The 22,613-nt window shown below is 73.9% G+C and carries 19 protein-coding genes; 14 read left to right on the plus strand and 5 right to left on the minus strand.

Annotated elements, in window-relative coordinates; genetic code table 11:
- Nucleotides 1-116: 116 nt before the first annotated feature.
- The gene (locus AMK13_RS25900; protein WP_074004281.1) at nucleotides 117-1,082 is read right to left on the minus strand and encodes a nitroreductase/quinone reductase family protein; all 966 of its coding nucleotides are present in this window, start codon (nucleotides 1,080-1,082) and stop codon (nucleotides 117-119) included.
- Between the two features lie 363 nt (nucleotides 1,083-1,445).
- Between AMK13_RS25900 and AMK13_RS25905 the strand changes: the two genes are divergently transcribed.
- A complete protein-coding gene (locus tag AMK13_RS25905) occupies nucleotides 1,446-1,838 on the plus strand; it encodes a hypothetical protein (protein ID WP_074004282.1) in 393 nt (130 codons plus the stop codon).
- 91 nt (nucleotides 1,839-1,929) lie between these two features.
- On the opposite strand, the gene AMK13_RS25910 is transcribed toward AMK13_RS25905, so the two are convergent.
- Together AMK13_RS25910 and AMK13_RS25915 are read right to left on the minus strand one after the other, a co-directional pair.
- Nucleotides 1,930-3,117: a polysaccharide deacetylase family protein gene (locus tag AMK13_RS25910; RefSeq protein ID WP_074004283.1), complete on the minus strand. Its 1,188-nt coding sequence runs from the start codon at nucleotides 3,115-3,117 to the stop codon at nucleotides 1,930-1,932.
- 211 nt (nucleotides 3,118-3,328) lie between these two features.
- Nucleotides 3,329-5,155, minus strand: a complete 1,827-nt coding sequence (locus tag AMK13_RS25915) for an AMP-dependent synthetase/ligase (RefSeq protein ID WP_074004284.1) — start codon at nucleotides 5,153-5,155, stop codon at nucleotides 3,329-3,331.
- A 540-nt stretch (nucleotides 5,156-5,695) separates the two neighbouring features.
- Between AMK13_RS25915 and AMK13_RS25920 the strand changes: the two genes are divergently transcribed.
- The 6 genes from AMK13_RS25920 (at nucleotide 5,696) to AMK13_RS25940 (ending at nucleotide 12,420) form a co-directional block, all read left to right on the plus strand.
- A complete protein-coding gene (locus tag AMK13_RS25920) occupies nucleotides 5,696-8,725 on the plus strand; it encodes a sensor histidine kinase (protein ID WP_158077746.1) in 3,030 nt (1,009 codons plus the stop codon).
- Nucleotides 8,722-9,141 carry a roadblock/LC7 domain-containing protein gene (locus tag AMK13_RS25925; RefSeq protein WP_049652175.1) on the plus strand — a complete coding sequence of 140 codons (420 nt, stop codon included), beginning with the start codon at nucleotides 8,722-8,724 and terminating at the stop codon, nucleotides 9,139-9,141. The genes AMK13_RS25920 and AMK13_RS25925 overlap by 4 nt, the downstream gene beginning before the upstream one ends.
- Nucleotides 9,142-9,347: 206 nt before the next feature.
- The gene (locus AMK13_RS25930; RefSeq protein ID WP_049652186.1) at nucleotides 9,348-9,752 is read left to right on the plus strand and encodes a DUF742 domain-containing protein; all 405 of its coding nucleotides are present in this window, start codon (nucleotides 9,348-9,350) and stop codon (nucleotides 9,750-9,752) included.
- Nucleotides 9,733-10,407 (plus strand): GTP-binding protein, encoded by a 675-nt coding sequence (locus AMK13_RS25935; protein WP_079272453.1) that lies wholly within the window; start codon nucleotides 9,733-9,735, stop codon nucleotides 10,405-10,407. Before AMK13_RS25930 ends, AMK13_RS25935 begins: the two co-directional genes overlap by 20 nt.
- Nucleotides 10,408-10,794: 387 nt before the next feature.
- Nucleotides 10,795-10,980 carry a hypothetical protein gene (locus tag AMK13_RS43020; protein ID WP_049652176.1) on the plus strand — a complete coding sequence of 62 codons (186 nt, stop codon included), beginning with the start codon at nucleotides 10,795-10,797 and terminating at the stop codon, nucleotides 10,978-10,980.
- Between the two features lie 801 nt (nucleotides 10,981-11,781).
- Nucleotides 11,782-12,420 (plus strand): winged helix-turn-helix domain-containing protein, encoded by a 639-nt coding sequence (locus AMK13_RS25940; protein ID WP_443333954.1) that lies wholly within the window; start codon nucleotides 11,782-11,784, stop codon nucleotides 12,418-12,420.
- A gap of 204 nt (nucleotides 12,421-12,624) precedes the next feature.
- On the opposite strand, the gene AMK13_RS25945 is transcribed toward AMK13_RS25940, so the two are convergent.
- Nucleotides 12,625-13,407, minus strand: a complete 783-nt coding sequence (locus AMK13_RS25945; RefSeq protein ID WP_049652177.1) for an IclR family transcriptional regulator — start codon at nucleotides 13,405-13,407, stop codon at nucleotides 12,625-12,627.
- Between the two features lie 431 nt (nucleotides 13,408-13,838).
- On the opposite strand from AMK13_RS25945, the gene AMK13_RS25950 reads away from it, so the two are divergent.
- The 6 genes from AMK13_RS25950 (at nucleotide 13,839) to AMK13_RS25975 (ending at nucleotide 19,774) form a co-directional block, all read left to right on the plus strand.
- Nucleotides 13,839-14,954 (plus strand): ABC transporter substrate-binding protein, encoded by a 1,116-nt coding sequence (locus AMK13_RS25950; RefSeq protein WP_380718309.1) that lies wholly within the window; start codon nucleotides 13,839-13,841, stop codon nucleotides 14,952-14,954.
- A 59-nt stretch (nucleotides 14,955-15,013) separates the two neighbouring features.
- The gene (locus tag AMK13_RS25955; RefSeq protein WP_074004286.1) at nucleotides 15,014-16,054 is read left to right on the plus strand and encodes an NrtA/SsuA/CpmA family ABC transporter substrate-binding protein; all 1,041 of its coding nucleotides are present in this window, start codon (nucleotides 15,014-15,016) and stop codon (nucleotides 16,052-16,054) included.
- Nucleotides 16,051-16,917, plus strand: a complete 867-nt coding sequence (locus AMK13_RS25960) for an ABC transporter permease (protein WP_074004287.1) — start codon at nucleotides 16,051-16,053, stop codon at nucleotides 16,915-16,917. Before AMK13_RS25955 ends, AMK13_RS25960 begins: the two co-directional genes overlap by 4 nt.
- On the plus strand, nucleotides 16,914-17,690 hold the full coding sequence (locus tag AMK13_RS25965; RefSeq protein WP_079272455.1) for an ABC transporter ATP-binding protein: 777 nt from the start codon (nucleotides 16,914-16,916) through the stop codon (nucleotides 17,688-17,690). The genes AMK13_RS25960 and AMK13_RS25965 overlap by 4 nt, the downstream gene beginning before the upstream one ends.
- Nucleotides 17,691-17,776: 86 nt before the next feature.
- A complete protein-coding gene (locus tag AMK13_RS25970; protein WP_074004288.1) occupies nucleotides 17,777-18,682 on the plus strand; it encodes an ABC transporter substrate-binding protein in 906 nt (301 codons plus the stop codon).
- A gap of 3 nt (nucleotides 18,683-18,685) precedes the next feature.
- Complete coding sequence (locus AMK13_RS25975; RefSeq protein WP_074004289.1) at nucleotides 18,686-19,774, plus strand: LLM class flavin-dependent oxidoreductase; 1,089 nt, start codon at nucleotides 18,686-18,688, stop codon at nucleotides 19,772-19,774.
- Between the two features lie 138 nt (nucleotides 19,775-19,912).
- On the opposite strand, the gene AMK13_RS25980 is transcribed toward AMK13_RS25975, so the two are convergent.
- A complete protein-coding gene (locus AMK13_RS25980) occupies nucleotides 19,913-20,905 on the minus strand; it encodes an aldo/keto reductase (protein WP_074004439.1) in 993 nt (330 codons plus the stop codon).
- A 431-nt stretch (nucleotides 20,906-21,336) separates the two neighbouring features.
- Between AMK13_RS25980 and AMK13_RS25985 the strand changes: the two genes are divergently transcribed.
- The gene (locus AMK13_RS25985; protein WP_074004290.1) at nucleotides 21,337-22,356 is read left to right on the plus strand and encodes an LLM class flavin-dependent oxidoreductase; all 1,020 of its coding nucleotides are present in this window, start codon (nucleotides 21,337-21,339) and stop codon (nucleotides 22,354-22,356) included.
- The last annotated feature ends 257 nt before the right edge of the window (nucleotides 22,357-22,613 follow it).

A 22,613-nucleotide genomic window follows, 5' to 3' on the forward strand; every position in this document is an offset into this window, starting at 1 on the left:
ACCGTTTTGGCGGACCGTCGTAACGGACGGGCTCCGACGGGCACTGTTCCGTCCTGGGGCATGCCGGTGCCGCCGTCCCCTCCCACGCTTCGGGAGGGGGCGGCGGCACCGCCGTTTCAGCGGCCGTTCGGCGCCGATCCGTTCGGCGAGGATCCGTTCGGCGCGGGCCTGCCCGAGGCCGGTCCGGTCGGCGGGAAGGGGATGCCGGCGAGGACCGGCAGGAGTTCCGCCTCCTCGAAGTCGAGGTGCGCCTCCAGTTCGGCGGACATCCGGTCCAGCTCCGTACGGAGCCGCTCCGGTTCGGTGACCGTGATCCCGGCCAGCAGGGCCACCAGCTCCTCCTTGATCCGCCCGATGGCCCGGTGCTGCTCGTCGAGCCGCGCCAGGACGTCGGCCAGCTCCGGGTGGCTGCGCGCGAGGGCGGGGAACACGGCGGTGTCCTCGCCGGTGTGGTGGTGCGTCAGCCCGTCGCAGAAGGCCAGGCAGTGCTGGCGCAGCTGCAGCCCGAGCGGGGCCGGTCGGCCCGGGAGGTGGGCGTGCGCTTCCTCCCGTACGTGGCGCAGCTGTGCGCGCAGCCAGGTGTGCGCCTCCAGCAGCTTGTCGGCGAGGCTGCGCACCACCGGGGCGGGGCTGACGGAGGGCGGCTCGGGTCGTTCCAGGACGACGACCGGCAACTCCCGGTCGGTGTGCGCCTGGTAGTCGCCGTAGCCCGGAGCCTGCCGGACGACGGCGGCGAACAGCCGTTCCCGGCGGTCGCCTTCGGCGGGCACGGCGACGGTGTCGAAGGCCTCGACGCCGAATCCTGCGCTGTCGATGGCCTCGGCGCCGATCTCGACCCGGACCACCGGGTGGGCGAGGAGATTGCGGTACCACTGGGGGTGTTCCGGTGCCCCGGCGGCCGAGGCGACGACCAGGAGCAGCCCCTCCGCCCGGACGTACCCGAGCGGCACGGTGTGCGGCCGCTCGGAGCGTGCCCCGGTGGTGGTCAGCAACAGCAGGTCGCCGCCCTCGAACGGGCCGCCGACCCGCCCGCCGTTGGCGCGGAACTCCTCGATGACGTTCTGGTTGAAGGACATGGGCATGCGTGTGTGGTGGATCTCCAGAGAGGAAAGGGGAAGTCGCGGTCACCTGCTGTGCCGAGTGCCGGAGCCGGTGATACGGCTGGTCGCGCGTCCGGCGACGTCCGCGGACATCCGTCGGCGTCCGTAGACGTCCGTCACGGGGCACGGTTCGCGCACGCGGGCAGCGCGGTGACCGCCCGGCGTCAGATCAGGGAAGCGGAGAGAGTGCTCATCGCGCATCGTCCCTTCGGAAAGGTGCTCGCTCGGCTGTCGGCCGGCCCACTACTCTGTGGCCGACGCCGCGCTGCACGCCCCCATTAGAGCCAGGCCGCGGACACGCTGTCAACGAGAACGATCGCCGCCGGAGAGGAACCGGAAGCTGCCATGGAACGTGTGGTGGACCTCGACGACGCCGCCGCGCGGATCGCCGCCCGGGCCCCGGGGTGGCGTGCGGCCCGGCTGACGGTGGGCCCGCTCACCTGGCGTGATTGGCTCGCCCCGTGGCCGCAGCCGCTGGAGACGGACCGTGCCCGGGTCGTCGATCCGGACTCGGTCGGCCTGCGGCTGGCCGACCCGCTGACCGGTGCGGAACTGGAGGTGGTGCTCTTCCGCGGGGGCTGGGCGGACGTGTCCTACCTGGCCGCCGGCTGGGAGGAGAAGCTGGTCACGGCGGGGGAGCACGAGGCGGGCGGTGCGATCCCGGCCCAGGACATCACCTCCGCGGCCGACTTCGAAGCGCGCCTGACCGGATGGACGGGAGACGTCTTCGGCGGCTGAGCGCCGGAGCGCGAGAGCGCCCGAGCGAACGCCGCCGCGCCGCCGCCCCCTCGGAGGCGGCGGCGCGTCCGTCAGGCCCGGACGGTGCCCGTCAGCGGAGGTAGTCGACCAGGCCGGCCGGCTTGAGCCCGGCGGCGTCGGCGGCGGCGAGGGCGCGCTGGAGGTCGGAGGCGAGGGTGTCGGTCCAGTGCATCAGGACGACGTCGCCCGGCTGCAGCAGGCCCGGGTGCCAGATGTTGGCGGCGCCCCAGCTGAAGTCCGCGTCGGCGGTGAGCACGGTGCGGATGCCGCAGTTGGCGGCGGCCTGCAGGGTGTCGGCGTTCCAGGTGAAGTACGGCGGGCGGAAGAACGTCGGCGTGGTGCCGAAGACGCGGGTCATGGAGTCACGGGCGTCGCAGATCTCGACCTGCTGCCGTTCCAGCGGGAGCGTGCTGAGGTCGGTGTGGGAGACGCTGTGGTCCTGGACCGAGGAGCCGGGTACGGCGGTGACCCGCCGGAAGAAGTCCGGGTCGGTGGCGGCCGGCATCGGCAGCGGGAAGGCGGTGATCGGCAGCCGGTGGTCGGCGATGAACCGTTCCGCCTCGGGGGTGCGCTGCCAGCCGTCGTCCACGGTGAAGAAGACGACCTTGTCGTTGGTGGGGACGGAGCCGGTGGCGACGGCCGGGGCGGGTGCGGGGCCGTCCACCCGGACGTCGTCCACGGAGAACGGGCCCTGCTGGTACCAGCCGTGGACGTACAGCCGGATGCTGCGCGCGTTCGGGCCGGTGGTGAACCGGGTGCTCAGCCGCTGCCAGCCGCCGCCGGTGGTCTCCGTCCAGGCGGGTGCGACGTCCTTGCCGGTGCCGGTGGCGCCCAGGTAGACGAAGTTGCCGCGCACCCAGGCGGAGGCCGTGTAGGTGGTGTTGGGCTGGACCGCGACGGTCTGCGCGCACTCCCCGGTGGAGTCGGCGTTCGCGGGGGTGACGGTCAGCGCGGAGGCGCCGGTGTGCGGGGCGTTGGCGGTGACGGCCGCTTCGGCCGGTCCGCCGGTGCAGCTCCAGCCGGGGACGCTGCCCCAGTCGGCGAGGTCGGGGGAGGGCAGTTCGAAGCCGGGGTTGGTGGCGAGGTTGACGGTCGGGGCGGCCTGGGCGCTCGGACCGCCGGCCGGGGCGGCGTCGGCCGAGGCCGCCGGTGCGGCGAGGCCGGTGAGCAGGGCGACCGAGGCGGCCAGCGTGGACAGGCGCGTGGACAGGCGCGTGGACAGGCGTGTGGACGGGCGCGCGGACAGGCGTGTGGACATCGACACGTGAGGACTCCAGCAGGTGGGGGTACGCCCGTGGGGAGGGCGTGAGCGGAATCGGACCGTGGAACTCTGGATCGTCGCAACAATGGACTAGACCAATAAGGCCGTCAAGGGAACGGCGGATGAACCAGTTCGCCGCTGCGCGGTCATCCTGCCTGTGGCACAAGGGACAAGACGGTACGTCAAGGACCAGACGGACAGCCCCGGTTCAGGGCAGGTACAACTCCTCGATGTCCGTCGCGTAGTGCTCGGCGATCGCCGCCCGCCGCAGCTTCAGCGAGGGCGTCAGCAGCCCCTGCTCCTGGCTGAACTCCCGTGGCAGCAGTCGGAACGCGCGGATCGACTCGGCCCGCGAGACGGCCGTGTTCGCGGCCGCCACCGCACGCTGGACCTCCACGTGCAGCTCCTCGTCCGCGAGCACCGTCCACGGGTCCGCCTGCTCCCGCCCGTGGGTCTTCAGCCAGTGCGCCAGGGCGGCCGGGTCGAGCGTGATCAGTGCGGCCACGTACGGGCGGTCGTCGCCCACCACCAGGCACTGGGAGACCAGCGGGTGCGCCTCGACCCGTTCCTCCAGGGCCGCCGGGGCCAGGTTCTTGCCGCTGCTGGTGACGATCAGGTCCTTCTTGCGGCCGGTGATGCTGAGGTAGCCGTCCTCGTCCAGCCGGCCCAGGTCGCCGGTCGCGAACCACCCGTCGACCAGGGACTCGGCGGTGCACCGCGGATGGTTGAGGTAGCCGCCGAAGACCGAGCCGCCGCGCACCCACACCTCGCCGTCGTCGGCGATCGCCACCGAGGCCCCCGGCACCGGCTGTCCGACCGTGCCGAGCTTCTGCCGGCCGGCCGGGTTGGCGGTGATCGCGGCGGTGGTCTCGGTCAGCCCGTAGCCCTCGTACAGCTGGAGGCCGGCGCCGGTGAAGAACAGGCCCAGCTCGCGCCGGAGCGTGGAGCCGCCGCACATCACGCTGCGCACCCGGCCGCCGAGCACCGCCCGCAGCCTCGGGTAGACGGTCCGCTCGTACGCGAGGTGGCGCAGCCGCAGGGCCGCGCCCGGTCCGGGGCCGCGGCCGAAGGCCTTCTGCTCCCGGGCGGCGGCCCAGTCGACGGCCACCTGCCGGGCCTGCTCGAAGAGTTCGCCGCGCCCGGCGTCCTCGGCGGCCCGCCGGGCCTGTTGGAAGATCTTCTCGAAGACGTACGGGACGGCGTGCAGGAAGGTCGGGCGGAAGGTCTCCAGCGCGGGCAGCAGCGCGTCGGTGGAGACCTCGGGGATGTGCCCGATCCGGAAGCCGCCGCGGATCGCCGCGATCTGCACGGCCCGCCCGTAGACGTGCGCGAGCGGCAGGAACAGCAGGGTGGCCGGTCGGCCGCCGCCGGTGTCGCGCAGGACGTCCCCCCAGCCGGCGAGCAGGGCGTCCGCCTCGGCGGCCAGGTTGGCGTGGGTGATCAGGCAGCCCTTGGGGCGGCCGGTGGTGCCCGAGGTGTAGACGACGGTGGCGATGTTCCCGGCGGCGACGCCGAGGCGCTGGCGGTGCACCAGGGAGTCGGGCACGCCGAGGCCGTCCTCGGTGATCGCGGCGACGCAGTCGCGGTCCAGCTGCCAGATGCCGGTGAGGTCGGGCAGCGCGTCGCAGACCGCGCCGACGGTCATCGCGGCGTCCTCGTCCTCGACCAGGCAGGCCACCGCCTGGGTCTCGGCGAGGATCCAGCGCACCTGTTCGGGGGAGGCGGTGGGGTAGACCGGCACGGTGATCGCGCCGATCGACCAGAGTGCGTAGTCGAACAGCGTCCACTCGTAGCGGGTGCGGGACATCAGGGCGACCCGGTCGCCGTAGCGCACGCCGTGGGTGAGCAGACCCTTGGCCAGGGCGAGCACCTGGTCCCGGAACTCCCGGGCGGTGACGTCCTGCCACTGCCCGTCCTCGGCCCGCCGGGACAGCTGGACCAGGTCGGGGGTGCGCCCGGCGGTGTCGTAGAGGGAGTCGGCGAGTCCTCCGGAGGCCTCGGGCACGGCCGGGGCGGGGGTGGTGAACTCGCGCACAGTCCTCCCCAGTTCGGTGCCGGTAGTACGGGGTGGGCCGAAACTATCGGATCACCCTGTCACTGCCCAGGGTTGTGGCGGTGACACGACGAGATCGGCACCGGCCTCCTCCGGTGGTGTCGTCCCCGGGGAGGTGCGGAGGAGGAACCGCTGAGGGTGCGGGGGCCTCGTGTCAATCCCGCATTTCCGGGCACGGGTGGACATTCCGGACGCGAAGCAGGGGAGGGGGAGGCCGGTTTCTGACGTGTGCGGGACGAGACCGGTCGGTGGACCGGTTCGCCCCTCGAACGAGTGGTGAGGGCGTAGTAGAGTCTCGCAGACCTGTGGCCGGAAACCCCTCCTCCGACCTTGCCCTCGGCACCCTCCATGCCGTTCCGCGCCACCCCCCGTACCAGTCCCGTACCAGCACCGACCCGGCTCCGCCTCGGCCCCGATCCGGCCCTGAACCGGAGCCTCGACACCGTCCCTCCACCGCTCCCGCCGTTCCTGCCGTTCCCACCGCTCCCCGTCCGCGCCTGGCACTTCCCGACCGAGGACTCCATGCGTCTGCGCAGCAGCTCGATCCGCGCGAAGATCATCGCGCTGCTCCTGGTGCCCATCGTCGCGCTCGCCGCGCTGTGGGCCTACGCGACGATCGCCACCACCGGGGACGTCTGGAACCAGCTCGGGATCAGCCGTACGTACAAGGAGTTCGCGGGCCCGGTCGACCAGTACACCGGGGACCTGCAGAACGAGCGCCGCGCCGCCGTCCAGCGCCTGGCCGACCCGCGCTCGCCGGCCGCCAGGGACGGCTACGAGCGGGCCAAGGCCGCCACCGACCGCAGCCTGGACGTGCTGCGGCAGAAGAAGGACACCTCCGCCGGCAAGCTCTCCGCCCCGCAGCGCGGCCGCTTCGTGCAGATCGTCGCCGCCGCCGACCAGCTCGGACCGCTCCGCGCCCAGGTCGGCCGCTCCGCGCTGAACTGGGAGTTCGCGCTGGGCCAGTACAGCGACCTGGTCAAGCCGGTGTTCGGCTTCCGGTCCGCCTACGTCGCCCGGCAGAGCGGCCAACTCCCGCGGCAGGGCACCATCCTGATCGAGCTGGTGCGCGCCCGCGAGTACCTGTCGCAGGAGGACGCGGCGATGGAGGGCCTGCGCACCGGCGTCGCCAAGCCCACCGCCGAGCAGTACCAGGTCGCGCTGGACGCCCTGCACAACCAGCAGGCGCTGTTCACCGTCTACGTCGCCGAACTCGACCCCGCCGACCAGTCCGACTACGTCGCGCTGCGCGGCGGCGAGGCCTGGGGCGCGCTGGCCCGCGCCGAGGCGGACTTCGTCGGCGCCGGCGGCCCCGAGCGGGTGGTCCAGGCGCTCAACAGCGATTCCTGGCGGGTGACCGCCGACCGGGCGCTCGGCGACCTCGCCTCGGTCAACAGCCGGATCTCCGCAGGGCTGGACGAGCGCGCGCGGTCCGCCTCGATGGGACTGCTGTGGCGCGGCGGCATCGCCGGTGCAATCGGCCTGGTCGCCGTGGTGCTGTCGATCATGATCTCGTTCCGGATCGGCCGCGGCCTCGCCCGCCAGCTGATCGGCCTGCGCAACGCGGCCCACGAGCTGGCCGGCACCCGGCTGCCGTCCGTCATGCTGCGGCTGCGCCGCGGCGAGCCGGTGGACGTGGCCACCGAGGCCCCCGAGCTGCACTTCGGGGACGCCGAGATCGGCCAGGTCGGCCAGGCCTTCAACGCGGTGCAACGCGCCGCCGTCGAGGCCGCCGTCGAACAGGCCGAACTGCGGCGCGGGGTCTCGGCGGTGTTCGTCAACCTGGCCCGGCGCAGCCAGGTGCTGCTGCACCGCCAGCTCACCCTGCTCGACACCATGGAGCGCCGCACCGAGGACCCGGCGGAGCTGGAGGACCTCTTCAAGGTCGACCACCTCACCACCCGCATGCGCCGGCACGCCGAGGGCCTGATCATCCTGGCCGGCGGCTCGCCCGGGCGCGCCTGGCGCAAGCCGGTCCGGATGGTGGACGTGGTCCGGGCGGCGGTCGGCGAGGTCGAGGACTACGCCCGGGTGATCGTCCGGCCGTTCCCCGGCACCGGCCTGCTCGGCAGCGCCGTCGCGGACGTCACCCACCTGGTCGCCGAACTCGTCGAGAACGCCGCCGTGTTCTCCCCGCCGAGCACCCAGGTCACCGTCCAGGGCGAGGTGGTGGCGCACGGCTTCGCGCTGGAGATCGACGACCGCGGCCTCGGGCTGAGCGAGCAGCTGCTCGCCGAGATCAACGAACGCCTCGCCGTGGAGCAGGAGTTCGACCTCGCCGACACCGACCGGCTGGGCCTGTTCGTGGTCAGCCGGCTGGCCCGCCGGCACGGCATCCGCGTGCACCTGCGGCCGTCGCCGTACGGCGGGACGACGGCGGTGGTGCTGATCCCGCGCGAGCTGCTCGCGGAGGCGCCGGACGGGCGGCCGGAGCCGGGCACGGCCGGGCAGCGGCCCGCGGCGGGCGGCCGGCGCGGGCAGCGGGACCTGGTGGCGGTGCCCGGGTCGGGTGGTGCTTCCCCGTCGGCGGCTCCGTCGGCACGCCCGTCGGCTCCCTCGTCGGCGTCCGCGGTCGGTTCCGTCGGTACCGGCGGTGACGCGGACGGCAGGCACCGCGGGGCGACGGGAGGGCCGCGCCCCTCCGCGCCGGACGCGGGCCGGACGGCGGGCGGACTGCCGCGCCGGGTCTCGCGCGGCAAGGGCGGGCCGGTGCTGGTCCCCGCGCCCGCGGCGGACACCGAGGACGCGCCGGGGCCGGGGCGGCACCGGCGGGAGGACGTCGTGGTGGCCGCGGCCGAGGCGGCCGTCGCGGCTGCCGAGGCCGGCGGAGCTGCCGGGGCCAGTGGAGTCGGCGGCTCCGTCGGGCGGACCGACCCGGCCGCGGTTCCGCCCGCGGGTGCCGCTCCCCGGACGGCGGGCGGCCTGCCCCGGCGGGTCCGGCAGGCGAACCTGGCGCCGCAGCTCAGGGAGCAGCTCACGGAACAGCTGAAGGAACGGTTCCGCAACGGAGCCGGTACCGGAGCCGACGGCGGGGCCGGAGGCGCGTCGGCCGGCGACGGATCGGCCGGAGGCACCCAGGACGGCGGGGAGGCCCGGGAGGTCCGGGAACGCTCGCCCGAGGAGGCGAGGGCCACCTTCGCCTCCTTCCAGCGCGGCTTCACCCGGGGGCGAGGGGCCACGGCCCCGGCGGACCGTACGGTCGGCTCCCCGGGCCGCCCCGGTGCGCCGACGGACCGGACCGGCGCTCCGTTGACGGATCGTCCCGGCACACCCGACGATCGTGCCGTGCGGGGGACCGGACGGCCCACCGCCGTACCGGCCTGGCAGCCGCCCGACCGGTCCCGGCGGGCGATCGCCCCGGCGCCCGCCCCGGCGGCGCTGCCCGCGCCGCGGGACACCGGCCGGGCGCCGCTCGTCCGGCGGGTACCGCCCGGGCAGCCGGTCCGCCGGACCCCGGACACCGCCGTACCCGCACCACCCGCTTCATCCGCACCACCTGCACCACCCGCTCCACACGCACCACCCGCTCCAGCGGAAGGAACTGATTCATGACCACGTCGATGCAGTCGTCAGGGGACCTCAACTGGCTCCTGGACGACCTGGTGGGGCGCGTCGCGGCCCTGCGGCACGCGGTGATCCTCTCCAACGACGGCCTGGCCACCGGCGCCTCCCGCGACCTCGACCGCGAGGACGCCGAGCACCTGGCCGCCGTCGCCGCCGGGTTCCACAGCCTGGCGAAGGGCGCCGGCGGGCACTTCAAGGTCGGCGGCGTCCGGCAGACCATGGTGGAGCTGGACGAGGCCTTCCTGTTCATCACGGCCGCCGGCGACGGCAGCTGCCTGGCCGTGCTGAGCGAGGCCGAGGCGGACATCGGCCAGATCGCGTACGAGATGGCGCTGCTGGTCAAGCGGGTCGGCGAGCACATGGCCGCCGAGCCGCGCACCGAAACCGCCCCGCCGGTGAGATGAGCGGTCCGATGGCGGATCCGAAGGCGGATGAGCCGGACGGCCCGGAGACGCCGGACGGCCCCCAGGTGCCGGTGGGTACGGCCGGGCCGTCCGGCAGCGGCGGTTCCTCCGGCGTCGGCGGTCCGTCCGGCACCGGCGGTTCGGACGCCGCCGACCGCCCGGACGGCCAGGACGGCGAGGTCGACCCGGACGGGCCCGACGTCGACCTGTTCCGGCCGCGCACCCCGGTCGACGACCGCTGGTTCGACGACGAGGCCGGCCCGGTGGTGCGGCTCTACTCGATGACCCGCGGCCGCACCCGGCCGGTCGAGGAGGGGCTGTTCGACCTGATCTCGCTGGTCACCGCCGTCGATCCCGGGCCGGTCGCGGGGGCCGTGCCCGCGCACGTCCTCGACCCGGAGCACCAGACGCTGCTCACCCTGTGCCGCCGCGAGCCGCTCTCCGTCGCCGAGCTCGGCTCCTACACCGACCTGCCGGTCAGCGTGGTGCGGGTGCTGCTCGGCGACCTCTACGACGCCGAGCTGATCAGCGTCACCCGACCCGTTCCGCTCGCCGAGCTGCCGGACGAGCGCCTGCTGCGAGACGTGATCAATGGACTCCGTGCGCTCTGACCCCCGCCCCCGCCCGGAGGGCACCGTGCCCGATCCGGACGGCACCGCGTCCCACCCGGCGAACGCCAACGACCCGCGCTGGCGCGGCGGTCCGGCCGTCGCGGTGAAGATCCTGGTCGCGGGCGGCTTCGGCGCGGGCAAGACCACGCTGGTCGGATCGGTCAGCGAGATCCGGCCGTTGCGGACCGAGGAGGAGCTCAGCGAGCTGGGCCGCCCGGTCGACGACACCTCGGGGGTGGAGGCGAAGCGCACCACCACCGTCGCGATGGACTTCGGCCGGATCGATCTGCGGCCGGGCCTCGCGCTCTACCTGTTCGGCACGCCCGGGCAGGACCGGTTCTGGTTCGTCTGGGACGAGTTGGCCCGCGGCGCGCTCGGCGCCCTGGTGCTCGCGGACACCCGGCGGCTGGCCGACTGCTTCCCGTCGGTGGACTTCTTCGAGCAGCGCGGCATCCCGTTCCTGGTCGCGGTGAACTGCTTCGAGGGCACCGAGCGGTTCTCTCCGGACGAGGTCCGCGAGGCACTCGACCTCGACCCGGACATCCCGGTGGTGCTCTGCGACGCGCGGCTGCGGCAGGACGGCAAGGACCTGCTCGTCGCGCTGGTCGAGCACGCCGCCGCCGGCCGGCACCGCCGCGCCCCGGTCGGCGCCTGAGGGCGGCTCGGCCCCGGCCGGACCCGGCTCGGTCCGGTCGGAGCAGGTCCAGCTCCGGCCGGGGTCGGCCCGCGCTCCGGCTCGACAACGGGTGAAGGACGGCTGGGCGACCGCCGTACGACGGGCGTGCGAAGAGTCGGCAGGTCAGCGCGCCGACCTGCCCCTTCCGCCCGCCGTCTCATTCCACCGTCCGCATCGTGGACGATCACTGCGCCGAAGGTTGCCTAGACCGGCCCGGCCGTGGAAGGCTCTGTGGACGAAGGCCGCCCGGCCATGCCGTCGGGGGCGCCGGAAACGCCCCGTTCGTACGGGCGTTGCAACCGGCGGACGGCCTTCGACGAACCGGCGAGGCATCGTCGGCGGGCACCGTCAACGGTGCGCCGCCGTGTGGAGAACGAGGGGGAGGGCAGCAGGATGACCGTCGGCCGACGACGCATCACCACCGCCGTGCCCGGCTCCCCGCTGCCCGGTGCCCCCATGCCCGGCGTCGCCGTGACCGGTGCCGCCGATCCGGCGCTCACCGTCCGCCGCTACATCGACCACGCGCTGATCTGCAGCGCGTGTTGTCGCTGACCGGCCTGACCTTCCCGACCTTCCCGGTACGTCCCCGGCGCTGACGGCCCACCCGGCCCTCTCGGTCCACCGTCCGACGCACCGCCGAAACCCGTCGACCAGGCCGTAGCGGAGCGCCCGTCCGGCGTGCCCGCGGCCGACCAACCGGACCCGCCCAGCGGAGAGACCACCAGTGAACATCGTCTGCCCCAGCACCACCCCCGGCATCGTCGGCCGTACCCGAACGGCCGGGTCGGCCCCCGCGATGCGCGCGGGTGGACGGACCGGACGGTGGAACCGGTGCGGGAGCCGCGCCGTGGACAGCCGGCGGGGTCGCCTCGACCTCGAGCCGTTCTGGCCGTCCCGGCAGCCGCACCTGTTCGATCAAACGTGTCCCGGCTCGCCCAGCGCGTCCCGGCCCTCCGCCCGCTGATCCGGTTCGTTCCGGTCCAGCCCAGGCAGTACGCCCGGTCGACGCGCAGACGACTCCACCCCGTCCGTCACGCGCGAAATGAGCGGCACACCATGTCTTCTTCCTCCACGGCCACCCTGCCCCTGCCCACCGCGACCCCGCACCTGCGCGCGGTCCGCTCCGTCCCGCCGGTCTCCTCCGTCCCCGCCACCGCGCCGGTCGGTCCCGGCGCGTCCGGGGCCGCGGGACCGTCCGCCCCCCCGGCGTCGCTGTCCGACCGATGGCCCGGGGTGGCGGCCCGTCCGCCCTATGCCGGACCGACCCACGCCGGAACGGCCCACGTCGGCCCGGCCCATGTCGGACCGACCCGTCCGGCGACCGGCCCGGCACCCGCAGCCGCGCAGCCGGGAGTGACCGTCCCGCAGGTGCCCCAGGCGCTGCTCGCCGCGCTGCCGGAGGGGGCGGCCGTCGTCGCCACCCTGCCGCAGGGCGCGCTGCCGCAGGGTCTGCTCGCCCAGTACGGAATCCAGTTCGGCGGCGTGAACGGCGGCGCGATGGTCGGGTACCTGGTGCTGGTGCCGACCGAGGGCCCGGCGGCGCAGGTCGTCGGCCTGCCGGGGGCTCCGGCCGGTGTCGGGGCCGCCGCCCAGCCCGGGGCCCACACGCTCCCCGGGGCCCACCCGGCCCACGGGGCGCAGCCGACGACCGGCGGGCCCGCCGGCCAGACCGTGGCGGGGGTCCGTCCGGTGCGCCCGGCCGGGCGCGGCATCGCCGTCGACACCGAGCGGCGCAACGCCTACGTCGACGGGCGGCTGCTCGACCTCACCTACCTGGAGTTCGAGCTGCTGGCCCACCTCACCGAGCACCCGCAGCGGGTGCACACCCGGGACCACCTGGTCTCCGCGGTCTGGGGCTACGGCCACGTCGGGGACGGGCGGACGGTCGACGTGCACGTCGCCCGGCTGCGCCGCAAGCTCGGACCGGCCTACCGGGACACCATCGTGACGGTCCGCCGGGTCGGCTACAAGTACACCCCGGCCGCGGTCTGACGGCTGGTTCCGGCCTGACGGCGGATCTGACGGCCGATCTGACGGCCGGTCCGGCGTCCGATCTGGCAGCCGGTCGCCAACGGTCCCTTGCCGCCGGTCGGTTGAGCGTCGGCCGGTCGAAGCAGCGGACCGCTCGTCCTGGACACGGACGGGCGGCCCGCTGCTTCGTCGCGTTCCGGCGGCGCGGAAGGAGCGCCGGGAGCGTCAGCCGCGCTGGTCCGGCGGGAGCAGGAGGACGGCGAGGGCGTCGGCACAGCCGCGGGCGTGGCCGAGGAACCAGTCCAGCCGGTCGTCGGTGAGGTGCGCGGGCGTCGAACGGACCGCCAGCGCGAACCGCGCCTGCCCGGCGCCGTCCAGGACGGGCACGGCCACAGTCCGCACCCCGGCGGTCGACTCGCCGTCGTTGAGCGCGTACCCGGCCGTCCGGACCTTCGCCAACTCCTCCTCCAGGAGCGCCGGTTCGGTGATCGTGCGGTCGGTGAAGGAGGCCAGCGGGCCGAGTGTCGAGGGCGTCGTCTCGCCCGGGCGGGGCCAGGCCAGCAGGACCTTGCCGAGCGCCGTCGAGTGCAGCGGGCGGCGCAGGCCCAGTCCGGTGTCGGGGCGGACCGATCCGCCGACCAGGATCACCGCGTGCGCGCCGCTGCGGATCGCCAGGTCGGCGGTGGCCTTGGTGCGCCGGGACAGCAGCTCCAGCTCGGGCCCGGCGAGGTGCAACCCGCGCTGGTGGAAGGTGAGCTGGCCGAGTTCGGCGACGGCCGGACCGAGCCGGTAGCGGGCGGTCTGCTCGTCCTGCTCCAGGAACCCGGCGCTGACCAGCGTGCGGGCCAGCCGGTGCGCGGTGGAGACCGACAGGCCCATCCGGCGGGCCAGGTCCGAGGCGCTCAGGTCGGGGCCGTTGTCATGGAAGCAGTGCAGCAGTCCGAGCGCGCGCTGGACGGCCTGCGCACCGGCCGGCGGACTCTGGACGGCGGTGGCGGCCCCGGGCATGGCACCTCGCGTTTCGGTTCGGAACTCCGGCCCGGCGGCCGGAGGCGGTCTCAGCGTAGGGCAGCCGGTGCTGCGGGAATGTGTCGACGACGTTGCAATGGAATGGCGTTGATGAACAACCGATCCCATCATGTGGCAAAGACTTGCCTCGGGCTCGTCCGCCGTGGAACGCTCCTGGCATCGCGCCGGACGGCCACTCGGTCCAGGCGGCGCCTGCCCCGACTCTGCGGAAGGAGAAGCACCGTGACGTCCCACCGGTGTCTCCCCTCCCGTGCGTGTTGTCGCTGACCGACGCCTCCCGCGCCACCTGCCTTCCTCCCTGCATCGTGGCGTACAACTTCCTTGCGTACCAGGCTTCCTGTGCCTTCGTGCGGTAATCGATCCCGAGCTCCTCCGGCTGTCGTCGGAGCCCCCGTAGAGGACCAACTCCGTTGTCCAGTCGCATCCAGAACGCCTCCCCGCTTCCCGACACCCTCTGGTTCACCCGCTGCCCGGTGCCCACCGCGACCGGGATCGCCGCCGACCAGGGGTGGCTCGCCCGGGAGTTCGCCGCCGACGGCATCGCCGTCCGCTCCTTGCAGGACGCTCCGCGGGAGGTGGCGGCGGACCACCACTACACCCACGCGCTGACCGGACTGTTCCGGGAGGGCGGCAACGTCCCCGCACTGTGGGCCCGTTCGCGCGGCGAGGCGACCAGGCTGATCGGCCTCACCTGGATCGAGGAGCGCCAGGTGGTGCTGGTGCGGGCCGGCAGCGGCGTGACCGAACCGGCGCAGCTGCGCGGACTGCGGCTGGCGGTGCCGCATCATGACATCGGCATCGACTTCTGGCGGGCGATGGCGCTGGCCGGCCTCCGCGGCGCCCTCGGGCTCGCGGGCCTCACCCTGGCGGACGCCGAACTGGTGGACGTCCCCGGCGTCCCGGGCGGCGGGCAGTGGTCCGCGGAGCTGGCCGCCCTGCGGGACGGGGTGGTGGACGCGGTGTACGTGAAGGGGGCGCTCGCCGTCGAGGCGGCCCGCCGGATCGGTGCGGAGGTGGCCGTGGAGCTGGACGCGGCGCCGGACCGCCGGGCCCGGGTGAACAACGGCACCCCGCGGCCGATCACCGTCCACCAGCGGCTGCTGGACGAGCAGCCCGAGCTGGTCGCGCGGTTCCTCGCGGTGCTGCTGGAGGCCGCCGACTGGGCGGCGGAGCACCCGGAGGAGGTGGTCCGGATCCTGCGGGCCGAGACCGGTGCCGGGGCCGAGGGCGTCGCCGGGGCCTATGCGCCGGGCAGTCACCGCACCCTGCACCTGGACCTGTCGGCGGAGCGGCTGGAGCTGCTGGCGCTGCAGGAACGGTTCCTCGGGGAGCAGGGCTTCCTCGCCGCGCCGGTGGACGTCCAGGCGTGGGCCGACCCGGAGCCGCTCCGTGCGGCCCGCGAGCTGCTGCGTGTGCGGCGTGCGGGTGAGGGTGCGGGTGCGGGTGTCGCTGCCGGCACCGACACGAGCGGCGCCGCAGGTTCGGGTGCGGGCGCCGACAGCGTTCGGATCACAGACTTCAGGTAACAGCGTTCAGCTAACAGATTTCAAAAGTTGTCAGCTGTCGGCTGTCATCTGTCACTCACATGGAGACCCCCGTGAAGACCCCCCGCCTCGCCCTCGCCGTCACCGCGCTGCTCGCCTCCACCGCCCTGGCCGCCTGCGGCTCGTCCGCCGACGGGGCCAAGGCCTCCGCCGAAGGCGGGGCCGGTGGCAAGGCCGACGTGGTGCTCCGCCTGCCCGACCCCGGCAACAACGGCTTCCTCGCCCGCGGCAAGAAGGACGGTTCGCTGGACCGGGCCCTGGCGGCCGTCCACGCCAAGGTCGCCTGGACCGGCAGCGCCGGACCCTTCGCCCCCGCCGCCCAGGCCCTCTCCGCCGACCAGTTGGACGTCGCCCAGGGCTCGATCACCTCGGCCGTCGCCGCGCTCGCCCAGAAGCCCGGCTTCAAGCTGTTCGCCCAGACCGCGCCCGACGGCGTCGGCGAGGGGATCCTGGTGAAGAACGACTCGCCCGTCAAGTCCGTCCAGGACCTGGTCGGCCGGAAGGTCGCCGTCTCCCAGGGCGGCACCAGCGAGTACCTGCTGCTCAAGGCGCTGGCGAAGAACGGCGTCCCGGCCGACAAGGTGGAGCGGGTCTACCTGCGCGCCGACCAGACCTCCGGGGTCTTCAACTCCGGCCAGGTGGACGCCTGGGCGACCTGGAACACCTTCTCGACGCCCGCCATCGCCAACGCCGGCGCGCACTTCCTGGTCAACGGCCAGGAGGTCGGCTCCGACAACTACGCCGTCTGGGCGGTGCGCAACGGCTTCGCCGACAAGCACCCCGAGGTGGTCAAGGCGTTCTACACCTACCTGCGCGAGAACGGCGAGAAGGAGAAGGCCGACCCGGCCGGCTACCTCAACGTGTTCACCGACGCCGGCCCGACCGCCGTCACCCCCGCCGAGAAGGACGTCGCGGTGAACGTCAGCAGGCAGGGGACCCCGGCCGACGCCATCTCCGACGCCGACACCGCGCGGTTCGGGACGGTCGCCCAGTTCTTCGCCGACCAGAAGGTCACCAAGCAGCTGGTGGACGTCAAGCCCTACCTGATCGACGTCAACAGGCTCGGGGACGGTGCCAAGTGACCACCGCGACAGAGAAGTTCACCCCCGAGGACACCCGGGCCGCCCTCGACGCCGGCCTGGTCGCCCCGCAGAGCCGGCGGCACCGGCCCCGCCCCCGCGCGCTGGCCGTGACCCTGCGCACCGTCGGTCCGCTCGCCCTGCTCGGCGGCTGGGCGCTCGCGTCCGCCACCGGCGCGCTGACCCAGGACGTGCTCGCCTCGCCCGCCCAGGTCGCCCAGGCCGTGGGGGAGTTGTGGGGCAACGGTCAGCTGACCGACGCCCTGTCCGTCTCCCTCACCCGGGCCGGGCTCGGCCTGTTCTTCGGCGCGACCACCGGCCTGGTGCTCGGCGTGGTCACCGGATTCACCCGGCTCGGCGAGGAGTTGCTCGACTCCGCGATCCAGATCCTGCGGACCGTCCCGTTCCTGGCCCTCGTCCCGCTGTTCATGGTGTGGTTCGGCATCACGGAGACCGCGAAGGTGGCCCTGATCGGGGTCGCCACCAGCTTCCCGATGTACGTGTCCGCCTCGGGCGGGGTCCGCAGCACCGACCGCAAACTGGTCGAGGCGATGCGCAGCTTCGGCCTCGGCCGCTGGGCGATCGTGCGCACCGTCGTGCTGCCCGGTGCGCTGCCCTCGCTGCTGTCCGGACTGCGCCTGTCGATGACGCTCAGCGTGATCGCCCTGATCGCCGCCGAGGAGATCAACTCCACCGAGGGCATCGGGTACTTGATGGCCCAGGCGCAGAACTACTCGCGCACCGACGTCCTCGCCGTCTGCATCCTGATCTACGGGCTGCTCGGCCTCGCGGCCGACGGCATCGTCCGAGTCCTGGAGCGCGTGCTGATGCCGTGGCGCCAGGCCGTCCAGGGAGCGGCCCGATGACCGCCGACACGACCACCGCCGCCGCCCTCGCCCCCTCCTCGCCCCGTTCGCCCGCTCCTCCCTCGGCGTCCGAGCGGACGGCCCCGGCCGTCCACCTGCGCGGCCTGCGCCGGGTGTTCGGCACCCGGGCGGTCCTCGACGGGGTCGACCTCTCCATCGCCCGCGGCGAGTTCGTTGCCCTGCTCGGCGCCAGCGGTACCGGCAAGACCACGCTGCTGCGCATCCTCGGGGCGCTCGACCAGGCCGACGAGGGCACCGTGCTCGTCCCGCCGGTCCGTACCGTGGTGTTCCAGGAGCCCCGGCTGGTGCCGTCCAAGCGGGTGCTGGCCAATGTCACGGTCGGCCTCCCGCGCGGCGCCGCGACCCGGGAGACCGGGCTGAAGGCACTCGCCGAGGTCGGCCTGGAGCGGCACGCCGAGGCCTGGCCGGCCACCCTCTCCGGCGGTGAGGCGCAGCGCGTCGCGCTCGCCCGGGCACTCGTCCGCGAGCCGCAACTCCTTCTACTGGACGAACCGTTCGCCGCCCTGGACGCGCTCACCCGACTGCGCATGCAGGACCTCGTCGGCGACCTGGTGCGCCGCCACCGCCCGGCGGTCCTGCTGGTCACCCACGACGTGGACGAGGCCGTACGGCTCGCCGACCGGGTCGTGGTCCTGCGCGACGGCCTGCTCGCCCGGGACGAGGCCGTCACCGTCGAGAGCCCGCGCGATCCGGCCGACCCCGCCTTCGCCGACCTGCGGCGCCGTCTGCTCGCCGACCTCGGCGTCCACTGACGTCCGCGACCCCCCGCTTTCCCCGACCTTCCCCCGATCCCGCCTGCCTTCCCACAAGTCAGGCCCGCACCACCGGAGTTGACCAGATGACCGTCACCCTCGGCGTCCACGCCAGCAACCCCTCGCTCTACTACCTCGCCCGACTCCCGTACCTGGACGAGGAGCTGGCCCCGCTCGGCGAGACCGGCGCCTTCCACCACTACGCGGACGGCACCCGCACCGGCGCCCTGCTCGCCGAGGGCGTCATCGACTTCGGCGGCACCGGTTCCACTCCGCCGATCACCGCCCAGGCGGCCGGCCACGACCTGGTCTACGCGGCGGTCTCGGCGCCCCGCCCGGACCACGGCGCGCTGCTGGTGCTGGACTCCGGTCCGGTGCGGACGGTCGCGGACCTCAAGGGCGGCACCGTCGTCCTCTCCGTCGGTTCCTGGCAGACCCACCTGCTCGCCAAGGCCCTGCACGCCCAGGGGCTCTCGTACGGCGAGGACGTCACCCCGGCGCGCCCGGCGGCCGGTGAGGACCAGGCCCGGCGGCTGCGCGACGGCGAGATCGCCGGCTGGATCGCCCAGGGCGCCGAACTCGCCGCGGCCCGCCGCACCGGGGAGTTCCGTGAACTGGTCCGCACCGGTGACGTCATCACCGACCGCTCGGTGTTCTTCACCCGTCGGGACTTCGCGACCGGGCGCCCCGAGGTGGTCGCCGCGATCGCGACCGCGCTGCGCCGGGCGGACGCCTGGGTGGCCGCCAACCCGGCCGAGGCCGCCGCGATCGCCGCCGAGGACCTGGGCGGCACGGCCGCCGACTGGCAGTCCGCGCTGGTCGCACTGCCCTGGCGACTGGAGCCCGCCACGGCCGGGTTCGTCGCCGAGCAGCAGGAGGCCGCGGACATCTTCCACGGCGTGGGCTTCATCGACCGGGCGCTGACCGTCGCCGACGCCCACCTCCCCGGTCTGGAGGCCCCGGTGGCCGCCGCGCTCGCGAAGGCGGTCTGACCCATGGCCTCCGAAGTCCTCTGGTACATCATCCCGCGCGAGGGCCACTACCCCTGGGAGCCGGCCGGACGCCGCCCGGTGGACCTCCGCTACCTCCAGCAACTGGCGGGCAGCGTCGAGCGTTTGGGCTACACCGGCGCCCTGCTCGCGACCGACCTGTACGACGTCTGGACGCTCGGCAGCGCGCTCGCCGCCGCCACCACCCCGGCCTTCAAGCCGCTGCTGGCCGTCCACCCGGGGCTGGTCTCACCCACCCTGCTGGCCAAGATGGCGCTCAGCTTCGACCACCTGCACGGCGGCCGACTGCGCTTCAACGTGGTGAACGGCTCGACCGCGCAACTGCGCGAGTACGGCCTGGACGTCGAGCACGACGACCGCTACCGGCTCAGCGGCGAGTACTGGTCGATCGTCAAGCGCCTCACGGCGGGCGAAGTCTTCGACCACAAGGGCGAGTTCTACGAGCTGAAGAACGCGGGCGCGAGCCTGCGCGAGCTGGCCCCGGCGCAGCCCGGCGGCATTCCGCTCTGGTTCGGCGGCAGTTCGGCGGCCGGCATCGAGATGGCGGCCGAGCACGTGGACGTCTACCTGACCTGGGGCGAGCCGCCGCACCTGCTCAAGGAGAAGCTGGACCTGGTCCGCGAGCGCGCCGCCGCCCACGGCCGGACTCTGCGGATCGGACTGCGGCTGCACCTGATCGTCCGCGACACCGAGGATGAGGCCTGGGCGGCCGCCGACCGGCTGCTGGACGTCACCAGCGAGGCCACCTACGCGCGCCAGCTGGGCGGGGCGAAGGGGGAGGACGGGGTCGGCTGGCAGCGGCAGTTCCGCCAGCACGGGGGCAAGGTGCCGGCCCGGGCCCGCGAGCTGGAGGCCTACCCCAACCTCTGGCCGGGGATGAGCCTGTTCCGCCCCGGCCCCGGCACCGCGGTGGTCGGCTCGACGGCCCAGGTGATCGAGCGCCTGCAGGAGTTCGAGGCGCTGGGTGTCGACACCTTCATCCTGTCGGGCAACCCGCTGCTGGAGGAGGCCCACCGGGTTGCAGAAACGGTTCTGCCCGCTCTGGGCGTCAAGCGGCCGGCAGCGAACAGCTGACGGCTGACAAGTAACAGATATCAGCGAACAGATAACAGATGACAGCTGACAGATTTCGAAATCTGTCAGCTGTCATCCGTCGATCGTCAGCCGTCAGCCGTCAGTCAACGCCTCCCGCTCCACCGCCGCCGCCTCGGCTCAGCGGCTCAGCCGGTCGATCTCCGCCAGCTCCTCAGCCGTCAGCGGGCCGCCCGCCAGCGCGTCGAGGTTCTGGTCCAGCTGGGCCACGCTGCTCGCGCCGATGATCACCGAGACCACCCGCGGGTCCCGCAGCACCCAGCACAGCGCCAGCTGCGCCAGCGTCTGCCCGCGCCCCTCGGCGACCTTGGCCAGCGCCCGCAGCCGGTCCAGCTTCGGCCCGGCCAGCGCCTCCTCGGTGAGGAACTTCCCGACCGACATCCGCGAGCCCGCCGGCACCTCCCCGGTCAGGTAGCGGTCGGTCAGCAGCCCCTGGGCCAGCGGCGAGTACGCGATGAGGCTGGTCCGGGTGTCGCCCACCGCGTCCAGCACGCCGTGGTCCTCCACGTACCGGTTGAGGATCGAGTACGCCGACTGGTTCATCAGCACCGGCGTCCCCAGCTCGCGCAGGATCGCCACCGCCTCCCGGTGCTGCTCCGCCGGGTAGTTGGAGATCGCGGCGTACAGCGCTTTGCCCGAGCGCACCGCACTGTCGAGCGCCCCCATCGTCTCCTCGATCGGGGTGTCCGGGTCGTACCGGTGCGAGTAGAAGACATCGACGTAGTCCAGGCCCATCCGGTCCAGCGACTGGTCGAGGCTGGCCAGCAGGTACTTGCGGCTGCCGCCGTTGCCGTACGGGCCGGGCCACATGTCCCAGCCGGCCTTGGTGGCGATGAACAGCTCGTCCCGGTACGGCCGGAAGTCCTGGGCGAACAGGTAGCCGAAGTTGCGCTCGGCGCTGCCGTACGGCGGGCCGTAGTTGTTCGCCAGGTCGAAGTGGGTGACACCCCGGTCGAAGGCTCGGCGGAGCACCGCCCGCTGCACCTCCAGCGGCTGGGCGTCACCGAAGTTGTGCCAGAGCCCGAGCGATACGGCGGGCAGCTGGACGCCGCTGTGGCCGGCCTTCCGATAGGTCATCGAGTCATAGCGGTCATCCGCGGCGAGGTAGTTCATGCCGGACATCTTGCCAGTCGGCCGTGGCGGATCAAGCCCTTGCCCCGTCCCCGGCCGGTGCCTATGCTCGCGGAGGATCGTGCGCGTGCGAGGCGAGGGGGAGGCGAGATGGCAGTCCGGACCGTGACCGCCGCCGCAGCCCGCTGTTGTTGTCGCCGCCACCGCAGCACCGTCCGCTGACGCCACCCGCGTGCCCTGCCGCCCGAGCGGCGCGCCGCCCGTCCCGTCAGCCGCTCCGCCGGTGCCCGCCCGTGGGAGTGCGGCGCCGGACCACGTACCGGCTCCCCGTGCCCCGCGCGGCCCGTCGGCGCCCGGGGCTCCACCGGCCTCGTCAAGCCCGGCCCGGTCTGCGCCGAACCCCTTCCCGAGGGCTCCTCCTCGAGCCCCTCCGACTCTTCCCGAGCCCCTCCCGAGCGTCCAAGGAGACCGCCGTGCGGTTCACCGTCTCGTCCCTCGTCGCCAACGCCCCCGATCCGGTCACCGGTGTCCGGCGCACCCCGGAGCAGAAGCTCCACAACGTCATCGACCAGGCGGTCCTCGCCGAGCGGCTCGGCTACGACGGCTACGGGGTGGGGGAGCGGCACGGCGAGCCGTTCCTCTCCCCGGCCCCGCCTCTGCTGCTCAGCGCGATCGCCGCCCGCACCTCCACCATCCGGCTGTTCACCACGGTGACGGTGCTCAGCATCCTCGACCCGGTCCGGGTCGCCGAGGACTACGCGATGCTCGACCAACTCTCCGGTGGCCGACTTGAGTTGATCGTCGGCAAGGGCAACGACCCGCGCCACTTCGGGCTGTTCGGCCTTCCCGAGGAGCGCCAGTGGGAGGCGCTCGCCGAGAACTACGGTCTGCTGCGCAGGCTCTGGCGCGAGGAGAAGGTGACCTGGGAGGGCTCGACCCGCCCGCCGCTCCGGGACGCCACCGTCTGGCCGCGCCCGCTCCAGGACCCGATCCCGGTGTGGCATGGCAGCGCGACCAGCACGCGGTCCACCGACCTCGCGGCCCGCCACGGCGACCCGCTCTTCTCCGCCAACTCCTTCCACCCGCTGGAGAAGTACCGGGCGCTGGTCGACCACTACCGCGAGCGCTGGGAGTACTACGGGCACGACCCGGAGCGGGCCAGGGTGGGCGCGAGCTTCGGCGGACTGTACGTCGCCAAGCGCTCGCAGGACGCGGTCGAGGGCTTCCGCCCGTACTGGAACGCGCTGTTCGACTCGGCCGCCGGCCGGCACAACAACTCGCCGTTCACGTCGCTGGAGGACGCGCTGGAACGCGGTTCGGCCCTGGTCGGCAGTCCGCAGCAGGTGATCGAGAAGATCCACCGCTACCACGAGGCCTTCGGCAACGAGGTGGTCGGCATCGGGGTGGACGCGCTCACCGAGGGGGCGCAGCGCGAGCAACTGGAGCTGTTCGCGAGCGAGGTGGCCCCGGAGGTCCGCCGCGCGCTGCCGTAGTCGCCCGCGTCCGGCGCCCGCCCGCGCAGTGCGCCGTGCACCCCCTACGCGGCGTGACGCCGGCCACCGTCCGTGACGTGACGCGCGCCACCAGGCGCGCCGGAATGCCGCTCGGCGGTGCGGGGGATGACGAACGGTCGAGGGGCCGTGGCCGCCGGGGGGCGGCGCACGGCCCTCAACCGTTCCGCGAGGAGGATCCGGGCGCCCCGGGGCGCCCGGGCGGAGTCAGCACTGGTCTTCTGTACCTACTGGTATGT

It is taken from the genome of Streptomyces sp. CB02056, from assembly GCF_001905545.1.
Lineage (GTDB): Bacteria > Actinomycetota > Actinomycetes > Streptomycetales > Streptomycetaceae > Kitasatospora.

Bases quoted from the DNA above. Each gene is read 5' to 3' on its own strand.
- AMK13_RS25910 (WP_074004283.1), bottom strand. From the start codon at position 3,117: ATGTCCACACGCCTGTCCGCGCGCCCGTCCACACGCCTGTCCACGCGC.
- AMK13_RS25900 (WP_074004281.1), bottom strand. From the start codon at position 1,082: ATGCCCATGTCCTTCAACCAGAACGTCATCGAGGAGTTCCGCGCCAAC.
- AMK13_RS25955 (WP_074004286.1), top strand. From the start codon at position 15,014: ATGGAGACCCCCGTGAAGACCCCCCGCCTCGCCCTCGCCGTCACCGCG.
- AMK13_RS25925 (WP_049652175.1), top strand. From the start codon at position 8,722: ATGACCACGTCGATGCAGTCGTCAGGGGACCTCAACTGGCTCCTGGAC.
- AMK13_RS25905 (WP_074004282.1), top strand. From the start codon at position 1,446: ATGGAACGTGTGGTGGACCTCGACGACGCCGCCGCGCGGATCGCCGCC.
- AMK13_RS25935 (WP_079272453.1), top strand. From the start codon at position 9,733: ATGGACTCCGTGCGCTCTGACCCCCGCCCCCGCCCGGAGGGCACCGTG.
- AMK13_RS25970 (WP_074004288.1), top strand. From the start codon at position 17,777: ATGACCGTCACCCTCGGCGTCCACGCCAGCAACCCCTCGCTCTACTAC.
- AMK13_RS25980 (WP_074004439.1), bottom strand. From the start codon at position 20,905: ATGAACTACCTCGCCGCGGATGACCGCTATGACTCGATGACCTATCGG.
- AMK13_RS25965 (WP_079272455.1), top strand. From the start codon at position 16,914: ATGACCGCCGACACGACCACCGCCGCCGCCCTCGCCCCCTCCTCGCCC.
- AMK13_RS25920 (WP_158077746.1), top strand. From the start codon at position 5,696: ATGCGTCTGCGCAGCAGCTCGATCCGCGCGAAGATCATCGCGCTGCTC.
- AMK13_RS25975 (WP_074004289.1), top strand. From the start codon at position 18,686: ATGGCCTCCGAAGTCCTCTGGTACATCATCCCGCGCGAGGGCCACTAC.
- AMK13_RS25945 (WP_049652177.1), bottom strand. From the start codon at position 13,407: ATGCCCGGGGCCGCCACCGCCGTCCAGAGTCCGCCGGCCGGTGCGCAG.